The organism is Mesorhizobium sp. LCM 4576, from assembly GCF_001854815.1.
In the GTDB taxonomy this organism is placed as follows: Bacteria; Pseudomonadota; Alphaproteobacteria; order Rhizobiales; family Rhizobiaceae; genus Mesorhizobium; species Mesorhizobium plurifarium.
This window is the reverse complement of record NZ_MDDT01000057.1, coordinates 418,053-437,443: the sequence shown is the minus strand read 5'-3', so window position 1 is coordinate 437,443 and position 19,391 is coordinate 418,053. Positions and strand designations below refer to the sequence as shown.

The window sequence follows — 19,391 nt, the reverse complement described above, 5'->3', positions numbered from 1 at the left end:
GAAGCCTTTGCGCAGTTTTGTCGAGTGGCCGTTTCGTGTAAAGAGCGCGCACCTCAAAATTCTTGGACCAGCCAAGCTGGCTCTCCGCCCGAAACCGACAGGAAAAGCCCAAGGAATGCGCACCGATACCGGCCATGTCTTCAAGCTCGAAGACTATCGCGCCAGCGACTATCTCATCCCCGCGACCAGCCTGGACYTCCGCCTGTCGCCGGACGCGACCCATGTGACCGCGCTGCTTACAATCGAACGACGCGAGGGCGTCGCCGCGCCGGCGCCGCTGGTGCTCGACGGCGACGGACTGATGCTGCTTGGCGTGGCGATAGACGGGCAGGCGCTGTCGGCCAGCGATTACGAGGCGACGCCGGACCGGCTGACAATCCTGAAGCCGCCGGCGACACGGCGCTTCGAGCTTCGCCTGGAGACCGAGATCGCGCCTTCGCGCAACGAGGCGCTGATGGGCCTCTATCGCTCCAACAACGTCTATTGCACGCAATGCGAGGCCGAGGGCTTTCGCCGCATCACCTATTTCCTCGACCGCCCCGACATCCTGTCGGTCTATACGGTGCGCATCGAGGCCCCGCACAACGAGGCGCCGCTGCTGCTCTCCAACGGCAATCCCGTCGAGCGCGGCGCGCTCGCCAACGGCCGGCACTACGCGATCTGGCACGACCCCTTCCCCAAACCCTCCTACCTTTTCGCGCTTGTGGCGGGCGCGCTCGGCAAGGTGGCGGGCAGCTTCACCACCATGTCCGGCCGCGAGGTCGAGCTCGGCATCTATGTGGAGCCCGGCAAGGAGCGGCTTGCCGGCTATGCGATGGACGCGCTGAAGCGCTCGATGAAATGGGACGAGGACGCCTTCGGCCGCGAATACGACCTCGACGTCTTCAACATCGTCGCCGTGTCCGACTTCAACATGGGCGCGATGGAGAACAAGGGCCTCAACGTCTTCAACGACAAATATGTGCTGGCCGACGAGGAGACCGCGACGGATGCCGACTTCGCCAATATCGAGGCGATCATCGCGCATGAGTATTTCCACAATTGGACCGGCAACAGAATCACTTGCCGCGACTGGTTCCAGCTCTGCCTGAAGGAAGGCTTGACCGTTTACCGCGACCACGAGTTCTCCGCCGACCAGCGCTCGCGGGCGGTGAAGCGCATCGCCGAGGTGCGCACGCTGCGCGMGCATCAGTTCCCGGAAGACCAGGGGCCGCTGGCCCATCCGGTCAGGCCGCGGCGCTACCGCGAGATCAACAACTTCTACACGGCGACGGTCTACGAGAAGGGCTCGGAAGTGGTGCGCATGATCCGCACCATCCTTGGGCCGGAGACCTTCCGCGCCGGCATGGACCTCTATTTCGAGCGGCACGACGGCGAGGCGGCGACGATCGAGGACTTTTTGAAGGTGTTCGAGGACGTCTCGGGGCGAGACCTCGCGCAATTCGCGCTCTGGTATCATCAGGCGGGCACGCCGAACCTGACGGTGAGCTCCGCGCACAATGCCGCCGCCAAGGAGTTCACGCTGGAGATCGAGCAGTCGGTGCCGCCGACGCCGTCTGAAAGCCGTAAGCGGCTGATGCATATTCCCCTTGCGTTCGGACTTGTCGGCGCCGACGGCAAGCCTGTCGCTTGGGACTCGGTCGAGGGCGCAACGGTGGATGAYGGCGTCATCCATATCCGCAAGCGCCGGCACACGGTGCGCTTCTCTGGCATCTCGGAGCGGCCCTCGGTATCGCTCAACCGCGGCTTCTCGGCGCCGATCACGCTTTCGGTGCAGCAGAAGGCCGACGACCAGTTCTTCCTGGCGGCGCATGACAGCGACGCCTTCTCGCGCTGGCAGGCGTTCAACACGCTTTTGACCGACGCGCTTATCGCAGGCTTCCGCCAGATCCTCGGCGGCAAGCAGCCGGCCTTCGCAGGGCGCCTCGCCGAGCTCGCCGGCAGGATCGCCGGCGACGAGACGCTTGAGCCGGCATATCGGGCCTTGGCGCTGGCGCTACCCGGCGAAGCGGACATTGCCCGTGACATTGGCAAGGGCATCGACCCCGACGCCATCTTCGCCGCACGCGAGGCGCTGGCGCGGGCGATCGCCGAAGCAAATCGCGCGGCCTTTTCGGCACTCTATGACAGCCTTGTCGACAAGGGTCCGTTCAGCCCCGATGCCGCGAGCGCCGGACGCAGAGCCTTGCGCAACATCCTGCTCGACTATCTTTCGCTGCTGCCGGAAGGCGCCACCCTTGCCGCGTGGCACTTCAACGCCGCCACCAATATGACAGACCGCGCCGCGGCGCTGGCCGTGCTGGCGCATCGTCATTCGGGCACGGCCGAGGCCGAAGAGGCGCTGGCGGCCTTCGAAGCGCGCTATCGCGGCGACGCGCTGGTGCTCGACAAATGGTTCCAGATCCAGGCCGGCGTGCCYGGCGCGAGGACCGTCRACAAGGTGYGCGCGCTGATGCGGCATCCGGCCTTCTCGATCGCCAACCCGAACCGGGTGCGTTCGCTGATCGGCACCTTCTCCAGCGCCAACCAGACCGGCTTCCACCGCCCCGACGGCGAAGGCTATCGCCTGTTCGCCGAGACGGTGCTGCAGGTCGAGAAGCGCAACCCGCAAGTGGCGGCGCGTCTGGCCACCGCGCTCAGATCCTGGCGCTCGCTGGAGCCAGGGCGGCAAGCCAAGGCCAAGCAAACGCTGCTCGATATGGCCAAGGCCGAGAACCTGTCGGCGGATTTGCGCGATATCGTGGAGCGCACGCTGGCTTAGCGCTCTTTCCTTCTTCCCTTGTGGGAGAAGGAAAAAGGCAAATTTCAATTAACTTTTAATCTTTTTCGCGCGCGCCTCTGGACAAGGCGAATCACCTTTGATTCTTTAATGGCGATTCGGGCGTGCGGCGTATCCGGATCATCCAGTATACGGCAGATCGGGGAGTGCCATTTATGGCCAAGGCGGACGCGTGGGGCGCGCCCGGAGGGAAGGCTTTTGCGCGTCGCAAGGCAAGGAACGATGGACTTGCCGGCAACATGCGCCTGATCGCCGAACCCGCCTATCAGCGGCTCCTAGCCGCCGAGCCGCTGCTGCGCCGTTCGATCCCGGCGCTGATCATCATCTTCCTGATCGTCATCGCCGCGCTGCGCTTCCTGTCGCTGATGAACGAGCATGACGAGATCGAGCGCGACGCGAAGGCGGTGCTGGCGCTCGGCGCCGGCCAGATGGCGCAGGCCGTCACCGCCGACCCCACAGCGGCCGGCGCCAACGCCATAAGCCTCCTGGAAAACATCGGCCGCCAGGGCGCCATGAGCCGCGCCCATGTGCTCGCCATCACCGACGCCAACTTCAAGGTCATCGCCGTCTCGCCGCTGTCGACGGGCTGGCAGGGCCGCACGCTGGACAGTCTCGTGCTGGGCGGCCAGCCGCTGTTCATGTTCGGCGACCGCGCCGGCGTGATGGATGTCAGCATCTCGGGACAGGACTGGTTTGCCGCCGTCAGCCTCAGCGGTGACCGCAAGCATGCCGCGGYCGTGCTGGTGCCGCAGGAAGCGGTGTTCGACAGCTGGCGCAAGTCGATGTCGCTCAACGTCACGCTGTTCGTGCTGACTGCGGGCGTGCTGATCGTCATCCTCTACGCCTATTTCGGCCAGGCGGCGCGCGCCCAGGCCGCGGACCGCATCTATCTCGAGGCGCATCAACGCATCGACATGGCGTTGGTGCGCGGCCGTTGCGGGCTGTGGGACTGGGACATGGTGCGCGGCAAGATGTACTGGTCGCGCTCGATGTATGACATGCTGGGCTAMGAGCCCTGCGATACGATGCTTTCCTTCGGCGAAGTCGACGAGATCATCCATCCGGACGACGGCGACCTGTTCGAACTCGCCAACCGCATCGTCGAGCGCGAGATCGATCATATCGACCAGGTTTTCCGCATGCGCCACGCCGACGGACAATGGGTGTGGATGCGGGCCCGCGCCCAGGTGATCGATCCGGAAGCGCYGGAGATCCAACTGATCGGCATCGCCGTCGACRTCACCGAGCAGCGGCACCTGGCGCTGCGCTCGGAAGCGGYGGACATGCGGCTCAGGACCGCGATCGAGAACATCAACGAATCCTTCGTGCTATGGGACGCCGCCGAGCGGCTGATCATGTGCAATTCGAAGTTCCAGAAGGACAACGGGCTTTCGGACCGCGACGTCGTGCCCGGYATTCTCCGCGAAGCGGTGGAGGAGCGGATGCTGGCCTTCGCCTCGGAGCGCAGGCTCGCCAATGCCAACGGGCCGAAGGGCGGCGTCAGCTTCGAACGCCAACTCGCAGACGGCCGCTGGCTGCAGGTCAACGAGCTCAGGACCCGCGACGGCGGCATCGTCTCGGTCGGCTCCGACATCACCCAGATCAAGCTGCACCAGGAAAAGCTGGTCGACAGCGAGCGCCGGCTGATGGCGACGATCCACGATCTCAGCCTTGCGCGGCGCGCCGAGGAGGAACGCGCGAGCGAGCTGGTCGAGCTCAACCGCAAGTACATGAAGGAAACCGAGCGCGCCGAGGCGGCCAATCGCGCTAAATCGGAGTTCCTTGCCAACATGTCGCATGAGCTGCGCACGCCGCTCAACGCCATCATCGRCTTCTCCGAGCTGATGCAGCAAGGCCTGTTCGGGCCGCTCGGCTCCGAGCGCTACGAGGAATATGCAACCGACATCAACGGCAGCGGCAAATACCTGCTCGGCGTCATCAACGACATCCTCGACATGTCGAAGATCGAGGCCGGCCAGTTCTCGCTCGACCGCGAGGAGATCGACCTCTGTCCGCTGATCAAGGAGACGGTGCGAGTGATCTCGCTGCAGGCGGCGGAAAAGTCGATCAATGTCGAGACCCGCATCGCCGATACGATGCGGGTCTACGCCGACCGCCGCGCGATCAAGCAGATCGCCATCAACCTGCTCTCCAATGCGGTGAAGTTCACCGGCCAGGGTGGCAAGATCACGGTCAGGGCGCGCAACACCTCCGGCGCCCTGCTGCTAACCATCGAGGACAATGGCTGCGGCATCCCCAAGCATGCGCTGGGCAAGCTCGGCCGACCGTTCGAGCAGGTGCAGAACCAGTTCTCCAAGAACCACACCGGCTCGGGCCTCGGGCTCGCCATCTCGCGCTCGCTGGCCGAGCTGCAGGGCGGCGCGCTGAAGATCCGCTCGACCGAAGGCGTCGGTACCATCGTGTCGGTGYGCATTCCGCTGAAGAAGGCGCCAGCTGTGGTGAAGGCGGCGGCTTAATTTGCGGCTTCAATTTGAGACGCTGGCGGGACAGCGCCCCCCTCTGTCCTGCCGGACATCTCCCCCACTTGGGGGGAGATCAGATGTCGCGCCGGCTTTCGCCAATCTCCAGCGCCGTAGGAATGAGCGAGGCGCCGACGCTGCCAATCTCCCCCCTTGTGGGGGAGATGTCCGGCAGGACAGAGGGGGGCGCGAAGGAATGAGGCGCGAGTTAATCTAGGGGTTTAGCCGTGCCCCCGCGCGAAGCAGATGGTCGAAGTTCCGCCTGACCTTCCGCGACGTCTCCTTGAGATGCGCCTCCAACACAGCGAAATCCGGCAGGTCGGTGACCGCCAGCAACAGATCCGAGAGCCCCGGCGGGACATCGTCGCGCTGGAACTCGCCGGTGAGGCACAGCCTGATCATCTGGGTCAGCGCCAGATAGAGCCGGTAGGCTTCGCCTAGTTCTTCACGGATATCRCCGCCTGCGAAACCGGGGGCCAGCCGCGCCAGAATGTCGGCCGTCGCGGTGACCCGGCGGCCGGCCTCGACATTGCCGGTGATGACCGCAACCTGGGCGATGAATTCGAGATCGATGAGCCCGCCCGGGATCAGCTTGATGTCCCAGAGGTCGCGCGGCTGCTTCTCCTTCTCGATCAGCGCCCGCATCTCCGAGGCTTCGGCTTTCACCTTGGCGGCATCGCGTGGCTGCGTCAGCACCGCCGCCACTTCCGTCTCGAGCTCGGCGCAGAGCTCGGCATCGCCGCCGATGGCGCGAGCCCGTGCCAGCGCCATGTGCTCCCAGGTCCAGGCGTCCTGGCGCTGATACTTCTTGAACGCGTCGATATGGGTGGCGACCGGTCCTTTGTTGCCGGAGGGGCGCAGGCGCAGGTCTAGCTCGTAGAGCACGCCTTCGGCGGTCGGCGCCGAGACGGCGGCGATCAGGCGCTGCGTCATGCGGGCATAATAATGCGAGGGCGCCAGCGGCTTCTCGCCGTTCGAGTCCTCGGCATCCGCGTCATGGTCGTAGAGCAGGATGAGATCGACGTCGGAGCCGGCGGTGAGCTCGCGGCTGCCGAGCTTGCCCATGCCGAGCAAGGCCAGCCTGCCCCCGGCGACCTCGCCGTGGCGCTGCGCGAACTCGGCGATCACCGCTTGAAGTGCCGCCTCGATGGTRAGATCGGCAAGATCGGAGAAGGCGCGGCCGGCGCGCGCCGGATCGATCGAGCCGGCAAGCAGGCGCACGCCGATCAGGAATTTCTGCTCGGAGGCGAAGATGCGCAGGCGGTCGAGCACATCTTCATAGGCGCGGTCGCCTTCGATGAATGCGGCAAGCCGGGCCGAGAGATAGGCGCGGTCCGGCAATTCGGTGAGCAGCGCCGGGTCGAGCAGGCCATCGAAGACATGCGGACGGCGCGTGATGATGGCCGCCAGCCGCGGCGCGGCCCCCATGATGGTCGCCATCAGCTTGAGGAGCGCCGGGTTCGACTGCAGCAGCGAGAAAAGCTGGATGCCCGCCGGCAGGCCGGCGAGGAACTCGTCGAAGCGCATCAGCGCCTCGTCGGCGCGCCGCGTCTGGCCGAAGGCCTTGAGCAGCGCCGGGGTCAGTTCGGTCAGGCGCTCGCGCGCCTCCGCCGACTGGGTGACGCGGTAGCGGCCGAAATGCCAGCCGCGGATGACGCGGCAGATGTCGCTTGGCCGCTGGAAGCCCAGGCCATGCAGCGTCTGCAGCGTGTCGGGATCGTCGACATCGCCGGTGAAGACCAGATTGCCGACGCCCGCCGAAAGCTCGGGCGCTGTCTCGAACAGCGCCGCATAATGGCGCTCGACCTGCTGCAGCGAGGCGCGGAAGGCCTGCGTGAATTCCGCCTCGCCGGCAAAACCCAGCATCAGTGCGATGCGTTTCAGTTCCTCGTCTTCCTCGGGCAGGATGTGCGTCTGTTCGTCCGCCACCATCTGGACGGCGTGCTCGACGCGGCGTAGGAACCAGTATTGCCGGGTGAGCGCATCGCGCGCGTCGGTGGTGATCCAGCCGCGCGCGGCGAGCGCTGCAAGCATCGGCACCGTCTCGCGGCCGCGCAGTTCCGGGAAGCGGCCGCCGGCGATGAGCTGCTGGGTCTGGACGAAGAACTCGATCTCGCGGATGCCGCCACGGCCGAGCTTGACGTTATGGCCCTTCACCGCGATCTCGCCATGGCCCTTATGGGCATGGATCTGGCGCTTGATCGAATGGACGTCGGCGATCGCCGCATAGTCCATGTATTTGCGCCAGACATAGGGCTGCAATTCCTTGAGGAAGGCGGCGCCCGCGGCAAGGTCGCCGGCAACCGGCCGCGCCTTGATCATTGCGGCGCGCTCCCAATTCTGGCCGCGCGCCTCGTAATAACGAAGCGCTGCCTCGACAGGGATCGCCAGGGGCGTCGAGCCGGGATCGGGGCGGAGCCTCAGATCGGTGCGGAAGACATAACCGTGCTCGGTACGGTCCTGCAGGATGCGCACGAGACGACGCGTGAGCCGCGAGAACAATTCGGTCGCGTCGAGCGGATCGATGACGGCCGGCGCTTCGGGATCGAAGAAGACGACAAGATCAATATCGGAGGAAAAGTTCAGCTCATGCGCGCCGAGCTTGCCCATGCCGAGCAGGATCCAGCCCGAATCCCTCGCCGGTTCCRCCGGATGCGGCAGCTTGAGCTTGCCTTGGCGGTCCGCGTCGAGCAGCAGGAAATCGACGGCGGCGCATGCGCAGCCATCGGCAAGATCGCTGAGCCGGCGCACCGTCGCGGAGGTCTCCGCCTCGCCTGAAAGATCGGCCAGCGCGATCAGGAAATGCGCTTCGGTCTTCCATTGCCTGAGCGCCATCATCAGGCTGGTTTCCGAGGCGTCTTCCGCCCTGGCCGCGCCGCCGATCGCCTCGCCTATGGCATCGAGCCGCGCTTCGATCGTCTGGTCGAACAGCGTGTCAAGGATCGCCGGCCGACGGCGCGCGACATCGCGAAGAAAGGGCGAGAGGTCGAAGACGGYCGCCAGCAGGTGCTGCAGCGGCCCCTCGCCCGCCAGGAACGCAGCGAGGCGGGAAAGCCCCTCCTCCTCGGCGGCATCGGCGATTTCCGACAGTTCACGCCGGGYATGCTCCGCGTCCAGGGGGCGGAGCGCCAGTGTCGGGCTAAGCCGGAACTCGGATTCGATTTTCTTCTTCGCCATTTACCCGCGCCATCAAAGCATGTCTCCCGAAAGTGGGCCCGGATTCGGGACAAACACATACTTAAATCAAAAAACCTGAAGCAGGTCGCGTGAATCCCTTTTCACGCGACCTGCTTCAATGCGCCTCCCGCGACGGGAAACTCATGACCACGGACAATCCGGGATTGGCGGGTAAAAGATCAAGCCTTCCGTTGTGGAAAGTCATGATTGCCTTGGCCAGGCTGAGGCCGAGACCCGAGCCCGGCTGCGAGCGGCTCTTTTCCAGGCGCACGAAACGCTCTGTGGCGCGGGCGCGATCGGCATCGTCGGGAATGCCGTGGCCATTGTCGGTGACGGTAAGCTTGATTTCGTTGCCGAGGCGCTCCAACGCCACACGCACTTTCGGCGCCTCGGCGGCGTCGGTCGAGTATTTGATGGCGTTGTCGACGATGTTGGAAAGCGCCTGACCGATCAGCTCGCGGTTGCCGTTGATCGTGAAGGCCTCGGCCACGGTCGTTTCCAGCGCGACGCCGGCTTCCTCCGCCACCGGCTCGTAGAGCTCGACGACATCGCTCACCGTGGCCGCGAGATCGACGGGGCCGGTCTGTTCCGAGGAATAGCCGGCCTCCAGGCGCGAGATCATCAAGATGGCGTTGAACGTCTTGATGAGCTGGTCGGATTCCGCGATCGCGCCTTCCAGCGCCTGACGGTAATCCTGCGTCTTGTGCCTGCCGGCGAGCGTCGCCTCGGCGCGGTTGCGAAGCCTGGTCAGCGGCGTCTTGAGATCATGGGCGATGTTGTCGGAGACCTGCTTCAGCCCCTCGTTCAGCATGGCGATCCTCGCCAGCATCGAATTGAGGTTTTCCGACAGGCGGTCGAATTCGTCGCCGGCGCCGGTGACCGGCAGACGTCCGCTGAGATCGCCGCCCATGATGCGGCGGCTTGCGTCCGAGACGCTGTCGATGCGCTTGAGCGCCGCGCGTCCGACAAAGAACCAGATCAGGATGCCACCGAGCCCCATCATGCCGAGCGCCAGTGTCAGCGCACGGCTGATGACGGCGCGGAAGCGCTCCGGCTCGCCGAGGTCGCGGCCGACCAGCATGATCATCTGGTTAGGCAACCTCAGCACCAGCGCGATGGCGTTATGGCCCTCCTCTCCTGTCGACTGGGGAGCGTTGGCGCCGTCGCCGGCCTGCGGCGCGGGCTGGTCGGTCGCTCCGCTGCGCAGCCGGTCGAGCTCACCCTCGCCGAAGCGCTGGTAGGAAAAGKGCTCGGTCGTCCAGCCCTCGGTCTCGATCACCCCGGGCTCCAGACTCTGCACGTTGCCGGTGAGGATCTGGCCGTTGGCATCGGCGATCAGATAGAGATTGGCGCCGGGCTGGCGCGAACGGGCCTCGACGACGCGCACCAGCACCGGCAGGCCGCCGCGCTGGTAGGCTTGGGCAAGGCCCAGCACCTCGTCATTGATGGTCTCCTGCGTCTGCGCGGTCAGCATGCGCGCCGACAGCGACGTCATGTAGAGGACGAGCAGCACCGCGCAGAGGGCGAAAAGCAGAAGATAAAGCGCCGAGAGCCGGGCCGCCGTCGTCTTCATGATGGCCGGCAGGGAAAGAGCCATGATCGGCTTTACCCACCCTTCAGCATGTAGCCGGCGCCGCGGATCGTGTGCAGGATCGGCTTGTCGAATCCCTTTTCGATCTTGCCGCGCAGGCGCGAGACATGGACATCGATGACATTGGTCTGCGGGTCGAAATGGTAGTCCCAGACATTTTCCAGGAGCATGGTGCGCGTGACCACCTGGCCGGCATGGCGCATCAGATATTCGAGCAGGCGGAACTCGCGCGGCTGCAGCGTGATCTCACGGCCGGCACGCTTGACCGAATGCGACAGCCGATCGAGCTCGAGATCRCCGACCCGGTAGACGGTCTCGGACTCGCGCGCGCTGCCGCGACGGTTCAGCACCTCGACGCGGGCGAGCAATTCGGAAAAGGCGTAGGGCTTGGTGAGATAATCGTCGCCGCCGGCGCGCAAGCCGGTGACGCGGTCGTCGACCTCGCCCAGCGCGGACAGGATCAGCACCGGCGTGGTGTTGCCGCGCGAGCGAAGGGCGGCGATCACCGACAGGCCGTCGCGGCGCGGCATCAGGCGGTCGACCACCATCACGTCATAGTCGCCGGCATCGGCGAGCGCGAAGCCGGTCTCGCCGTCGCCAGCGACATGGGCGGTGTGGCCCGCCTCGGCAAAGGCTTTCTGCAAGTAATCCGCCGCCTCGCGATCGTCTTCCATGACGAGAATCTTCATGGGACCGTTATACGCGATTTCACTGAAAGGTTGAGAGGCAGCCATTCTTCATGCCTTCAAGTTAAAGCGGCAGCGGGTGATGGGAAACCCGCTGCCGCCAGGAGCGAAACACGGTGACTGACTTACGTGCTCGGCCCCATGTTTTCCCGGCGGCGGCTCGGGGGTGTTGATACCGCCGCAGGGAAAAGTCGAGATCCTAAAGATCAGCCCTTGCCGACCGGCAGCGCCACGAAGCGGTTCGAGTCGTCGCGGGTGATCTGCATCAGCACGGCCTTGCGGCCGGCCTTGGCGGCATCGGTCATCGCCTTGGAGACGTCGTCGGTCGTGTTCACCTCGTTCGAATTGATCGAGGTGATGACGTCGCCGGGCTGGATACCGCGATCGGCCGCGTCGCTGTCGGGATCGACGTCGGTTACCACGAGGCCCTTGCCCTTTTCCGCTTTGGTGACGGTCAGGCCGAGATCGGCAAGCGTGTCGGGCTTAGCGGCCGGCGCCGACTGCTTGTTGTTGTCGTCGTTCGAGGCCTGCTTGTCGCTCGCGGGCAGCGTGCCGAGATCGACCTTGACCGTCTCGTCCTTGCCGTTGCGCCAGACGGTGACGTCGACCGATTTGCCCGGCGCGAACGCGCCGATCATGCGGGCGAGTTCCTTCGGCGAGGCTACATCCTTGCCGTCGACCTGGGTGATGACGTCGCCGGCGACGATGCCCGCCTTCTTGCCCGGCCCGCCATCCTGGGCGCTCGACACCAGCGCGCCCTTGTCCGACTTCAGGCCGAGCGACTCGGYGATGTCGGAGGTGACCGGCTGGATCTCGACGCCGAGCCAGCCGCGCTGGACCGAGCCGCTCTTCATCAGATCCTGGACGACCTGCTTGGCGGTCGAGGCCGGGATGTCGAAGGCGATGCCAACGCTGCCGCCCGAGGGCGAGAAGATGGCAGTGTTGATGCCGATCACCTGGCCGTTGAGGTTGAAGGTCGGGCCGCCCGAATTGCCGCGGTTGACCGAAGCGTCGATCTGGATGAAGTCGTCATAGGGGCCGGCGCCGATGTCACGGCCGCGGGCCGAGACGATGCCGGCGGTGACGGTGCCGCCAAGGCCGAACGGATTGCCGACCGCAACCACCCAGTCACCGATGCGGACCTTGGAATCGTCGGCGAAGTCGACATAGGTGAACTTGTTGCCGCCGCCATCGACCTTGAGCACGGCAAGATCGGTGCGCGGATCGGTGCCGATCAGCTTGGYGTCGAGCTCCTTGCCGTCATTGGTGACGACACTGAAATCGGAGCCTTCCGACACGACATGGTTGTTGGTGACGAGATAGCCGTCCTCGGAGATGAAGAAGCCCGACCCTTGAGCGATCGGACGCGGCTGGCCATTGCCGTGGTCGCGGTGATTGAAGCGACGCATGCCGAACTGGCCGCCCTGGTCGCCGAAGCCGCGGAATTCCTTGAAGAAGCGGCGCAGCTGCGGGTTGTCGGGCAGGTTGTCGAAACCGTCCTGATCGTCGGAGCCGTCATCGGCGGTCGGCTGGATCTTGGCCTTGACCTTGACGCTGACGACCGCCGGAGAGACGTGCTCGACGACATCAGCGAAACTCGGCATCTGCGGGGCTTCGACGCGCACGGCGTCGGCCAGCACGGGGGCGGTGCCGGTTGCGAGCATGCCCGCGCCGACCGTGCCGACAACGGCCAGGGAAGCGACGGCGGCCATCAGGCGCTTTCGGGTGCGGGAATATGAATTGGGGGCAATATTCATGGGATTTCGTTTCCTCTTTCGAAGGGATGCGCTCAGGCGAAGCATCCTCGGGCAAGAGGATTAGAGAGCCGCACATTACGGCGCCATTTCCGGTACATGAAAGTTTTGTAATGTTGGCTGACCGCTCGTCGTTTGGATTCTACGTCACTTCGCTTTCATTCCCTCCCTTGGGAATGGTGGCCATATGTGCTATGGTGTACACAACTAATCATAAGGCTTTCTTCATGACAGCAAGCACCACCATGACAATCCGAGTCTCGTCCGAAACCAAACAGAAACTCGAGCGGATCGCCGCCGATACAAGACGCAGTAAGTCCTTTCTCGCGGCCGAAGCGGTTTCGGACTATGTCGATCGGGAACTCGAGATCATCGAAGGTATCAAACGTGGCTTGGCGGACGCTAAGGCAGACCGTCTCGTGTCCCACGATGAAGCCATGCTCGAGCTCGACGCGATAATCGAGGCAGCGGAAGTCAAGCGCGCGGGTAAGGCGTGAAGCGGGCCGTTCGCTGGTCACGAGAAGCTCTCGACGACTTCAAACAGCAGGTCGCCTTCATCGCGCGCGATAATCCGGCCGCAGCCAAACGCGTTGCGGATCGAATTCGTGCCACGGGTCAAAATCTTGGCGACATGGCAACGGGTCGACCAGGTCGCGTGGCCGGGACTTATGAAAAGCCCGTCGGACGCCTACCCTACGTCGTGGCCTACGCACTGCGGCCAGTCGCAGGTCGTGAGAGCGTTGTCATTCTGCGCGTTATTCATACGTCACGCGATTGGCCAGCCGAGGAATGGCCGGACTAATCGCCTAACATCTTGTCGAGCGCCGACTTCTCCTCGGCACYGAGAGTGCTGTCCGGTGCCGGGCGGCGCGAGCGGGCACCAAGCACGATGAACAGGCCGCCGGCCAGAAGCAGAAGCACCGGCGTGCCCCACAAAAGCGCGTTGCGCAGGCTGAAGCGCGGCTTGAGCAGGACGAATTCGCCATAGCGCGAGACGATATAGTCCATCACCTGTTGGTCGGTGTCGCCGGCCACCAGCCGCTGGCGCACGAGGACACGCAGGTCGCGGGCAAGATCGGCGTCGGATTCGTCGATCGACTGGTTCTGGCAGACCATGCAGCGCAGGCCTTCCGACAGCGCACGCGCCCTCGCCTCCAGCGCCGGGTCCTGCAACACTTCATCGGGTTTCACCGCCTGCGCCGCGCCGGCAAAGGCGAGAGCCAGCAGCAGGACCAGCGAGGCGAGCGAAAATCTCAACCTCATGTCGGGGTCGCCAAGGCGCCGGCCGGCTTGCGCCGCCTCGCCGRCGCGCCGACACGCAGGCGGCGGTCGAGCAGCGACATGGCGGCGCCCGCCATCATCACCAGCCCGCCTCCCCAGATCAGCGTCACCAGCGGCTTCCACCAGAGGCGCACGACGACGGAGCCGTCATTGTTCTCGTCGCCGAGCGACAGATAGAGCTGGCTCAAGCCCAGCGTCCTGATGCCGGACTCGGTCGTCACCATCTGGCGCGCCGGGTAGAAACGTTTGGCCGATGTGATCGCGCCATCGGCGTTGCCGTCGGAGTTCATAAGAAGGAAGCGGCCGCGATCCTCGGTGAAGTTCGGACCCTTCTGTGGGACGAGCCCCTCGAAGCGCAGCGTGTGGCCGGAGAGCTCCACCGTTTCGCCGGCACGCATGGTGAGGATCTTCTCCGTGCCGAAGCAGAGTGTGCCGACGATGCCGAGCAAGGTCAGCCCAAGGCCGAGATGGGCAAGCGCCGTGCCGAAGACCGAGCGCGGCAGGCCGGCGAAGCGGCGAAGCACGGCGGCCGGCGCCACGGATCCGAAACCGGATTTGACGGCAAGGTCGGTCAGCGCGCCGGCGACCAGCCAGACGGCGAGGCCGACGCCGAGGGCGGCGAACACGGAGGCACCGTCGATGAACAGGCCGGTGACCAGCATCGCGGCGATCGCCAGCGCGAAAGCCGCCATCAGCCGCTGCGAGGCGGCAATGACGTCGCCGCGCTTCCAGGCGAGCAGCGGGCCGAACGGCACGATCGCAAGCAGCGGCAGCATCAGCGGGCCGAAGGTCAGGTCGAAGAAGGGGGCGCCGACAGAGATCTTGCCGCCGGTCAGCGCCTCGAGCGCCAGCGGGTAGAGCGTGCCGACCAGCACCGTTGCCGTGGCGGTGGTGAGGAACAGGTTGTTCAGCACCAGCGCGCCCTCGCGCGAGATCGGATGGAATAGACCGCCCGCCGTCAGTTGCGAAGCGCGCAGCGCAAACAGCGTCAGCGAGCCGCCGATGAACAAAGTCAGGATGCACAGGATGAAGACGCCGCGCGCCGGATCGGTGGCGAAGGCGTGCACCGAGGTAAGCACGCCGGAACGCACCAGGAAGGTGCCGAGCAGCGACAGCGAGAAGGTGAGGATGGCCAAGAGCAGCGTCCAGATCTTCAGCGCCGAGCGCTTCTCCATGACGATGGCCGAATGAAGCAGCGCGGTGCCCGCGAGCCAGGGCATGAAGGAGGCGTTCTCGACCGGATCCCAGAACCAGAAGCCGCCCCAGCCGAGCTCGTAATAGGCCCAGTAGGAACCCATAGCGATGCCGCCGGTGAGGAACATCCAGGCGACCAGCGTCCACGGCCGCACCCAACGCGCCCAGGAGGCGTCAATGCGCCCCTCAATCAGCGCCGCGACCGAGAAGGAAAAGCAGATCGAGAAGCCGACATAGCCGAGATAGAGCATCGGCGGGTGGATGGCGAGGCCGAGATCCTGCAGGATCGGGTTGAGGTCGCGGCCCTCGATCGGCGCCGGATTGAGGCGCATGAAAGGGTTGGACGTCGCCAGGATGAACAGGAAGAAGGCGGCGCCGATCATGCCCTGCACGGCCAGCACATTGGCCTTGAGCGTTGCCGGCAAATTGTTGCCAAAGACGGCGACAAGCGTGCCGAAGAAGGTCAGGATCAGCACCCACAGCAGCATCGAGCCTTCGTGGTTTCCCCAGGTGCCGGTGATCTTGTAGATCATCGGCTGCAGCGAATGGGAATTCTCCCACACGTTCGCCACCGAGAAGTCCGAACCGGCATAGGCGCCCGCAAGGGCCGCGAAGGACAGAGCGGTGAGCGCGAAGCCGGTGACGGTCACTGGACCGCCGACCGCCATCAGCCGCTGGTTGCCGGTGCGGGCGCCGACCAGCGGCACCAGCATCTGCACCAGCGACAGCGCAAAGGCGAGCACGAGGGCGAAATGTCCGGTCTCAACCATTATTGGCTCTTGCTTTCCACCCAGACGCCCTTGGCCTTGAGCCCGTCGGCGACTTCCTTCGGCATATAGCGCTCGTCATGCTTGGCCAGAACGCTGTCGGCGACGAAAACGCCATCCGGGCCGAAAGCGCCTTCGGTTATGACCCCCTGCCCCTCGCGGAAGAGATCGGGCAGGATACCGGTGTAGGTCACCTTGACCGACTTCTGCGTGTCGGTAACCGAGAAAGCGACGGTTGCGCCGTTGCCGCGCATCACGGTGCCGCTCTCGACGAGGCCGCCAAGACGGATGCGCTGTCCAGGCTGGAGGCTTGCCGTGGCCAGTTCGGCCGGCATGTAGAAATAGGACGCCTTCTGGCCGAGCGCGTAGAAGGTGAGTCCCGAGGCGGCCCCGAGGAAAGYCAGGCCCGCCACGATCACCGACAACCGCTTCTGCTTGCGCGTCATTGCCTTACTCCGTCRCCGTCACGCCGAGCGAGGCGGCGAAGGCGGTGAATTTCTTGGCCTGTTCACTGTCCGCGCCAAAGGCGGCGACAGCGCGGCCGAGCGCGCCCCGCGCCTGGTCGGCCTTGCCAAGCACGACATAGGAACGGATGAGCCGCATCCATCCTTCCTCGTCGCGGGGATTCTGCTTCAATTTGTCGTCCAACCCCGCGACCATGGTCTCGATCATCGCCTGCCGGTCCTGCGGCGACATCTGCTGCGCGGCTTCCATCTGCTGCGCGTCGGGGCCGTTGGCCGGCGTGGCATCGGCGACAGCAGGCCCGCCGGCCTCGTCAAGCGCCTGCTGGACGGCGCTGCGCCAAGGCGAATCCGGCGCGAGCTGGCCGAGCATCTTTTGCCAGGCGGCGACGGCCTCGGCCTTCTTGCCTTCCTGAGCGAGGCCGACGCCCAAGTAGAAATTGGCCTTGGCGTTGGCCGGATCGAGCTTCAGGGCCGCCTCGAAGGCTTTTTGGGCGTCCGCCGAAACGATGCCGCCGGTGGCGCTGGCGATCGCCTCGCCGAGGCCAGACTGGCGCACGGCGCTGTCGCCGTCGAGGCGGATGGCGTTGCGGTAGGCGGTCACGGCGTCAGGAAAGCGYTGCAGCCTAAGATAGATCGGCGCCAGCACGTCCCAGCCCTTGCCGTCCGACGGATTGGCGGCGAGATGGGCCTCGGCGCGGGCGACCAGTTCGTCGACCGAGGAATCGGCCGGGTTCTTGGCCAGACGCTCGGCCAGCGGCTGCGACGGCAGATCGGGAGAGCCAAGCATGCCGTAAAGCCCCCAGCTCAGCAGGGGAACCACAAGCACGGCCACACTGGCGACCCATCTGGCGCCGTGCGATGGCTTGGGCGTGGCGGAGCCCGGCCGCGCAGCCGCGCCCAGACGCAGGATGCGCCGGCCGATCTCGGCACGCGCCTCCTCGGCCTCCCCGGGCTGGATCAGGCCGCGCGCCATGTCGCGGTCGAGCTCGGAAAGCTGGTCGCGATAGACTTCGAGATCGTGATCGCCGGCCGGCGACGCGCCCTTCATACCGCCGGTGAGCGGCAACAGCACCGCCAGGCTGGCGCCCAGCGTGAGGATTGCGGCTATGACCCAGAACAGCATGCCTATTCCAATAACGGCAGAGTCCTGCCCTGCCAACACGACCATCGTGCGACGCTTTGACGGCAGAGGCGCCGCCCAGCCTTGATCGATATCAAAAATCGCGCCGGCTGTTGCCCCTACCTTAGGTCAGCGGCGTCCAGCTGCCGTCGGCGTTGCGGCAGGCGGTGCCGCGTGCGGTGACGCCCGCGCCGCTGGTGTAGACGGTGTGGGTGTACTGGCGGCAATCCTGCGAGCCGACCCGGTAGGGCTGGGCGGCGGTCACCTCGCCGTAATGCGCGGCGTTGTCGCTCTTCCACGTCACTTTCTGACCGCTGGCGTTGTATTCCAGCGCCTTGTACTCCGCCTCCAGCCCCTTGCGCTTTTCGGCATCGCTGAGGCCCGAGCCGATCGATCCGCCGATAAGCCCGCCATTCATGGCCGAGACGATGCTGGTCGAGACCTTGCCGCCGGGCGGCGGCGTGGAAACAGGCGTGACAGGAGAGGTCGGACCCCCTCTGCCCAACGTCGTGCAGCCGGAAACGGCGAGCAGGGCGGAAACGAGCGCGACGCGAATCTTCATGCCGACAACCGGTTCTCTTCAGCGGGATGGAACTGGATGGACTGGGGGCGCGCCATCAGGAGGTTGTCATCGCCATAGTGTTGATATTTGTCGGAAATTTGGCCGTCGGCAGCCGCACGCAAATCGATAAGAAACATCACTGAAGGCTCCGCAATCTCACCACCACCCTCAAGCCCCCCATGCCGGACCGTTCCAGCGCCAGCGAGCCTCCATACTCGTTGACGAGGTCGGCGACAATGGCAAGGCCAAGCCCTGTTCCCGGCTTCGTCTCGTCCAGTCTCTTGCCACGCTTCAACACCTCTCGCGCGCTGTCCTCGGGAATGCCCGGACCGTCATCCTCTATAACGATTTCAAACAGGTTGCCGCTTCCCGAAATAGTGGCGATCGTCACGGCAACCGCGCTTTTTGCCCATTTCATCGCATTGTCGAGCAGATTGCCGAGCAGTTCCTCGAGATCCTCGCGCTCGCCGGCAAAGACGATCTCGGCCGGCGGCAGGGACAGCGTCAGTCTCGTTTGCGGGTTGAGCTTGCGCAGCACGCGCACCATGCGTTCGACCAGCGGCGAAACCGGCGTGCGGAAGACAACGCTGTCGCGCTGCGCGGCGACACGCGCGCGCTGCAGATAGTGGTCGACCTGTTTCTGCATGGAGGCCGCCTGATCGGCGATCAGCTGGCCCTTGGCGCCGCCGAGCGCGCGGCCCTCATTGATCAGAACGGCCAAAGGCGTCTTCAGCGAATGGGCAAGATTGCCGACCTGGGTGCGCGAGCGCTCGACGATGCGCCGATTGTTCTCGATCAGCGCATTGGTCTCGTTGGCCAGCGGCTCTATCTCGGCCGGGAAGCTGCCGTCGAGCCGCTGCGCGGTGCCTTCGCGCACCATGGCCAGCGCATTGCGGACCCGGCGCAAGGGCTGGAGGCCCAAGAGGATGGCGATGGCGTTGATGGCGATCATGCCGACGCCGAACAGCGAGAGATAGGTGAGCAGGCGGCGCTGGAAGCTGGCGATCTCCTGTTCCAGTTCGCTGTGGTTGCCCATGACGCGGAAACGCGCGGCGCGGTTCTTGGCGTCCAGCACGAACTCGCTCTCGAACACTTCGAGCTGCTCGCCCTTGATGCCCTCCATCGAGTAGCTGCGCTGGAAGTTCGCGTTGAATGGGACTTCCGCGACGCTCGGCGACAGAAGCGAGGTCGTCATCGAGGAGGAATGGATTTCGCCGTGCACGCCTTCGGAGGCGGGCTCCACCGACCAGTACCAGCCGGAATTGGGCTCGGAAAAGCGCAGGTCGCCAAGGTCGGGCGAGCCGGTCAGCGCGCCGTTGTCGGAAATGCCGACGGAGCCGATCAGGTTGAACAGATGCGCCGAAAGGAGGCTGTCGAAGCCGCGCTCGCTGGCCTGGCGGTAAAGCGTGGTGATGAGGGTGAAGATGACGACCAGCGTCAGGATCGCCCAGATGGTCGAAAAGGCGATAACGCGAAAGGTCAGCGAGCGCGGCCAGAGCCRCAGCCTTGAAAGCCACGTTCTCATCGTTGGCTTCA

15 protein-coding genes are annotated in these 19,391 nt (G+C 65.2%); 4 read left to right on the top strand and 11 right to left on the bottom strand.

Translation table 11 applies throughout. The features are described from left to right. Positions 1–115 precede the first annotated feature (115 nt). Together pepN and LCM4576_RS27775 are read left to right on the top strand one after the other, a co-directional pair. On the top strand, positions 116–2,761 hold the full coding sequence (gene pepN / locus LCM4576_RS27780) for an aminopeptidase N (protein WP_071035636.1): 2,646 nt from the start codon (positions 116–118) through the stop codon (positions 2,759–2,761). A gap of 173 nt (positions 2,762–2,934) precedes the next feature. Then, positions 2,935–5,256 (top strand): PAS domain-containing sensor histidine kinase, encoded by a 2,322-nt coding sequence (locus LCM4576_RS27775; RefSeq protein WP_071035635.1) that lies wholly within the window; start codon positions 2,935–2,937, stop codon positions 5,254–5,256. A gap of 216 nt (positions 5,257–5,472) precedes the next feature. Here LCM4576_RS27775 and LCM4576_RS27770 read toward each other — a convergent pair whose 3' ends face one another. From LCM4576_RS27770 to LCM4576_RS27755, 4 genes are all read right to left on the bottom strand, one after another. Continuing rightward, positions 5,473–8,436 (bottom strand): bifunctional [glutamine synthetase] adenylyltransferase/[glutamine synthetase]-adenylyl-L-tyrosine phosphorylase, encoded by a 2,964-nt coding sequence (locus tag LCM4576_RS27770; protein WP_071035634.1) that lies wholly within the window; start codon positions 8,434–8,436, stop codon positions 5,473–5,475. Between the two features lie 115 nt (positions 8,437–8,551). After that, positions 8,552–10,033, bottom strand: a complete 1,482-nt coding sequence (locus tag LCM4576_RS27765) for a HAMP domain-containing sensor histidine kinase (RefSeq protein WP_071035633.1) — start codon at positions 10,031–10,033, stop codon at positions 8,552–8,554. 8 nt (positions 10,034–10,041) lie between these two features. Beyond that, the gene (locus LCM4576_RS27760; protein ID WP_071035632.1) at positions 10,042–10,716 is read right to left on the bottom strand and encodes a response regulator transcription factor; all 675 of its coding nucleotides are present in this window, start codon (positions 10,714–10,716) and stop codon (positions 10,042–10,044) included. A gap of 203 nt (positions 10,717–10,919) precedes the next feature. Next, a complete protein-coding gene (locus LCM4576_RS27755; RefSeq protein WP_071035631.1) occupies positions 10,920–12,470 on the bottom strand; it encodes a Do family serine endopeptidase in 1,551 nt (516 codons plus the stop codon). A gap of 224 nt (positions 12,471–12,694) precedes the next feature. Between LCM4576_RS27755 and LCM4576_RS27750 the strand changes: the two genes are divergently transcribed. Beyond that, a complete protein-coding gene (locus tag LCM4576_RS27750) occupies positions 12,695–12,964 on the top strand; it encodes a CopG family ribbon-helix-helix protein (RefSeq protein WP_040991430.1) in 270 nt (89 codons plus the stop codon). Continuing rightward, positions 12,961–13,269, top strand: coding sequence for a type II toxin-antitoxin system RelE/ParE family toxin (locus LCM4576_RS35310; RefSeq protein WP_082048795.1), 309 nt, complete (start codon positions 12,961–12,963; stop codon positions 13,267–13,269). The genes LCM4576_RS27750 and LCM4576_RS35310 overlap by 4 nt, the downstream gene beginning before the upstream one ends. Here LCM4576_RS35310 and LCM4576_RS27745 read toward each other — a convergent pair. The 7 genes from LCM4576_RS27745 to LCM4576_RS27720 form a co-directional block, all read right to left on the bottom strand. After that, positions 13,266–13,730 (bottom strand): cytochrome c-type biogenesis protein, encoded by a 465-nt coding sequence (locus tag LCM4576_RS27745; protein ID WP_071035630.1) that lies wholly within the window; start codon positions 13,728–13,730, stop codon positions 13,266–13,268. The two genes, LCM4576_RS35310 and LCM4576_RS27745, sit on opposite strands and share 4 nt — an antisense overlap. Then, positions 13,727–15,712: a heme lyase CcmF/NrfE family subunit gene (locus LCM4576_RS27740; RefSeq protein WP_071035629.1), complete on the bottom strand. Its 1,986-nt coding sequence runs from the start codon at positions 15,710–15,712 to the stop codon at positions 13,727–13,729. Before LCM4576_RS27740 ends, LCM4576_RS27745 begins: the two co-directional genes overlap by 4 nt. Then, complete coding sequence (gene ccmE / locus LCM4576_RS27735) at positions 15,712–16,155, bottom strand: cytochrome c maturation protein CcmE (RefSeq protein ID WP_071035628.1); 444 nt, start codon at positions 16,153–16,155, stop codon at positions 15,712–15,714. The genes LCM4576_RS27740 and ccmE overlap by 1 nt, the downstream gene beginning before the upstream one ends. Positions 16,156–16,159: 4 nt before the next feature. Beyond that, on the bottom strand, positions 16,160–17,296 hold the full coding sequence (gene ccmI / locus LCM4576_RS27730; RefSeq protein ID WP_071035627.1) for a c-type cytochrome biogenesis protein CcmI: 1,137 nt from the start codon (positions 17,294–17,296) through the stop codon (positions 16,160–16,162). Between the two features lie 121 nt (positions 17,297–17,417). Further along, positions 17,418–17,855, bottom strand: coding sequence for a hypothetical protein (locus LCM4576_RS27725; protein ID WP_071035626.1), 438 nt, complete (start codon positions 17,853–17,855; stop codon positions 17,418–17,420). Continuing rightward, the gene (locus LCM4576_RS36615; protein ID WP_157900489.1) at positions 17,852–17,992 is read right to left on the bottom strand and encodes a hypothetical protein; all 141 of its coding nucleotides are present in this window, start codon (positions 17,990–17,992) and stop codon (positions 17,852–17,854) included. The genes LCM4576_RS27725 and LCM4576_RS36615 overlap by 4 nt, the downstream gene beginning before the upstream one ends. After that, positions 17,992–19,380, bottom strand: a complete 1,389-nt coding sequence (locus tag LCM4576_RS27720; protein WP_071035907.1) for an ATP-binding protein — start codon at positions 19,378–19,380, stop codon at positions 17,992–17,994. Before LCM4576_RS27720 ends, LCM4576_RS36615 begins: the two co-directional genes overlap by 1 nt. Positions 19,381–19,391 lie beyond the last annotated feature (11 nt).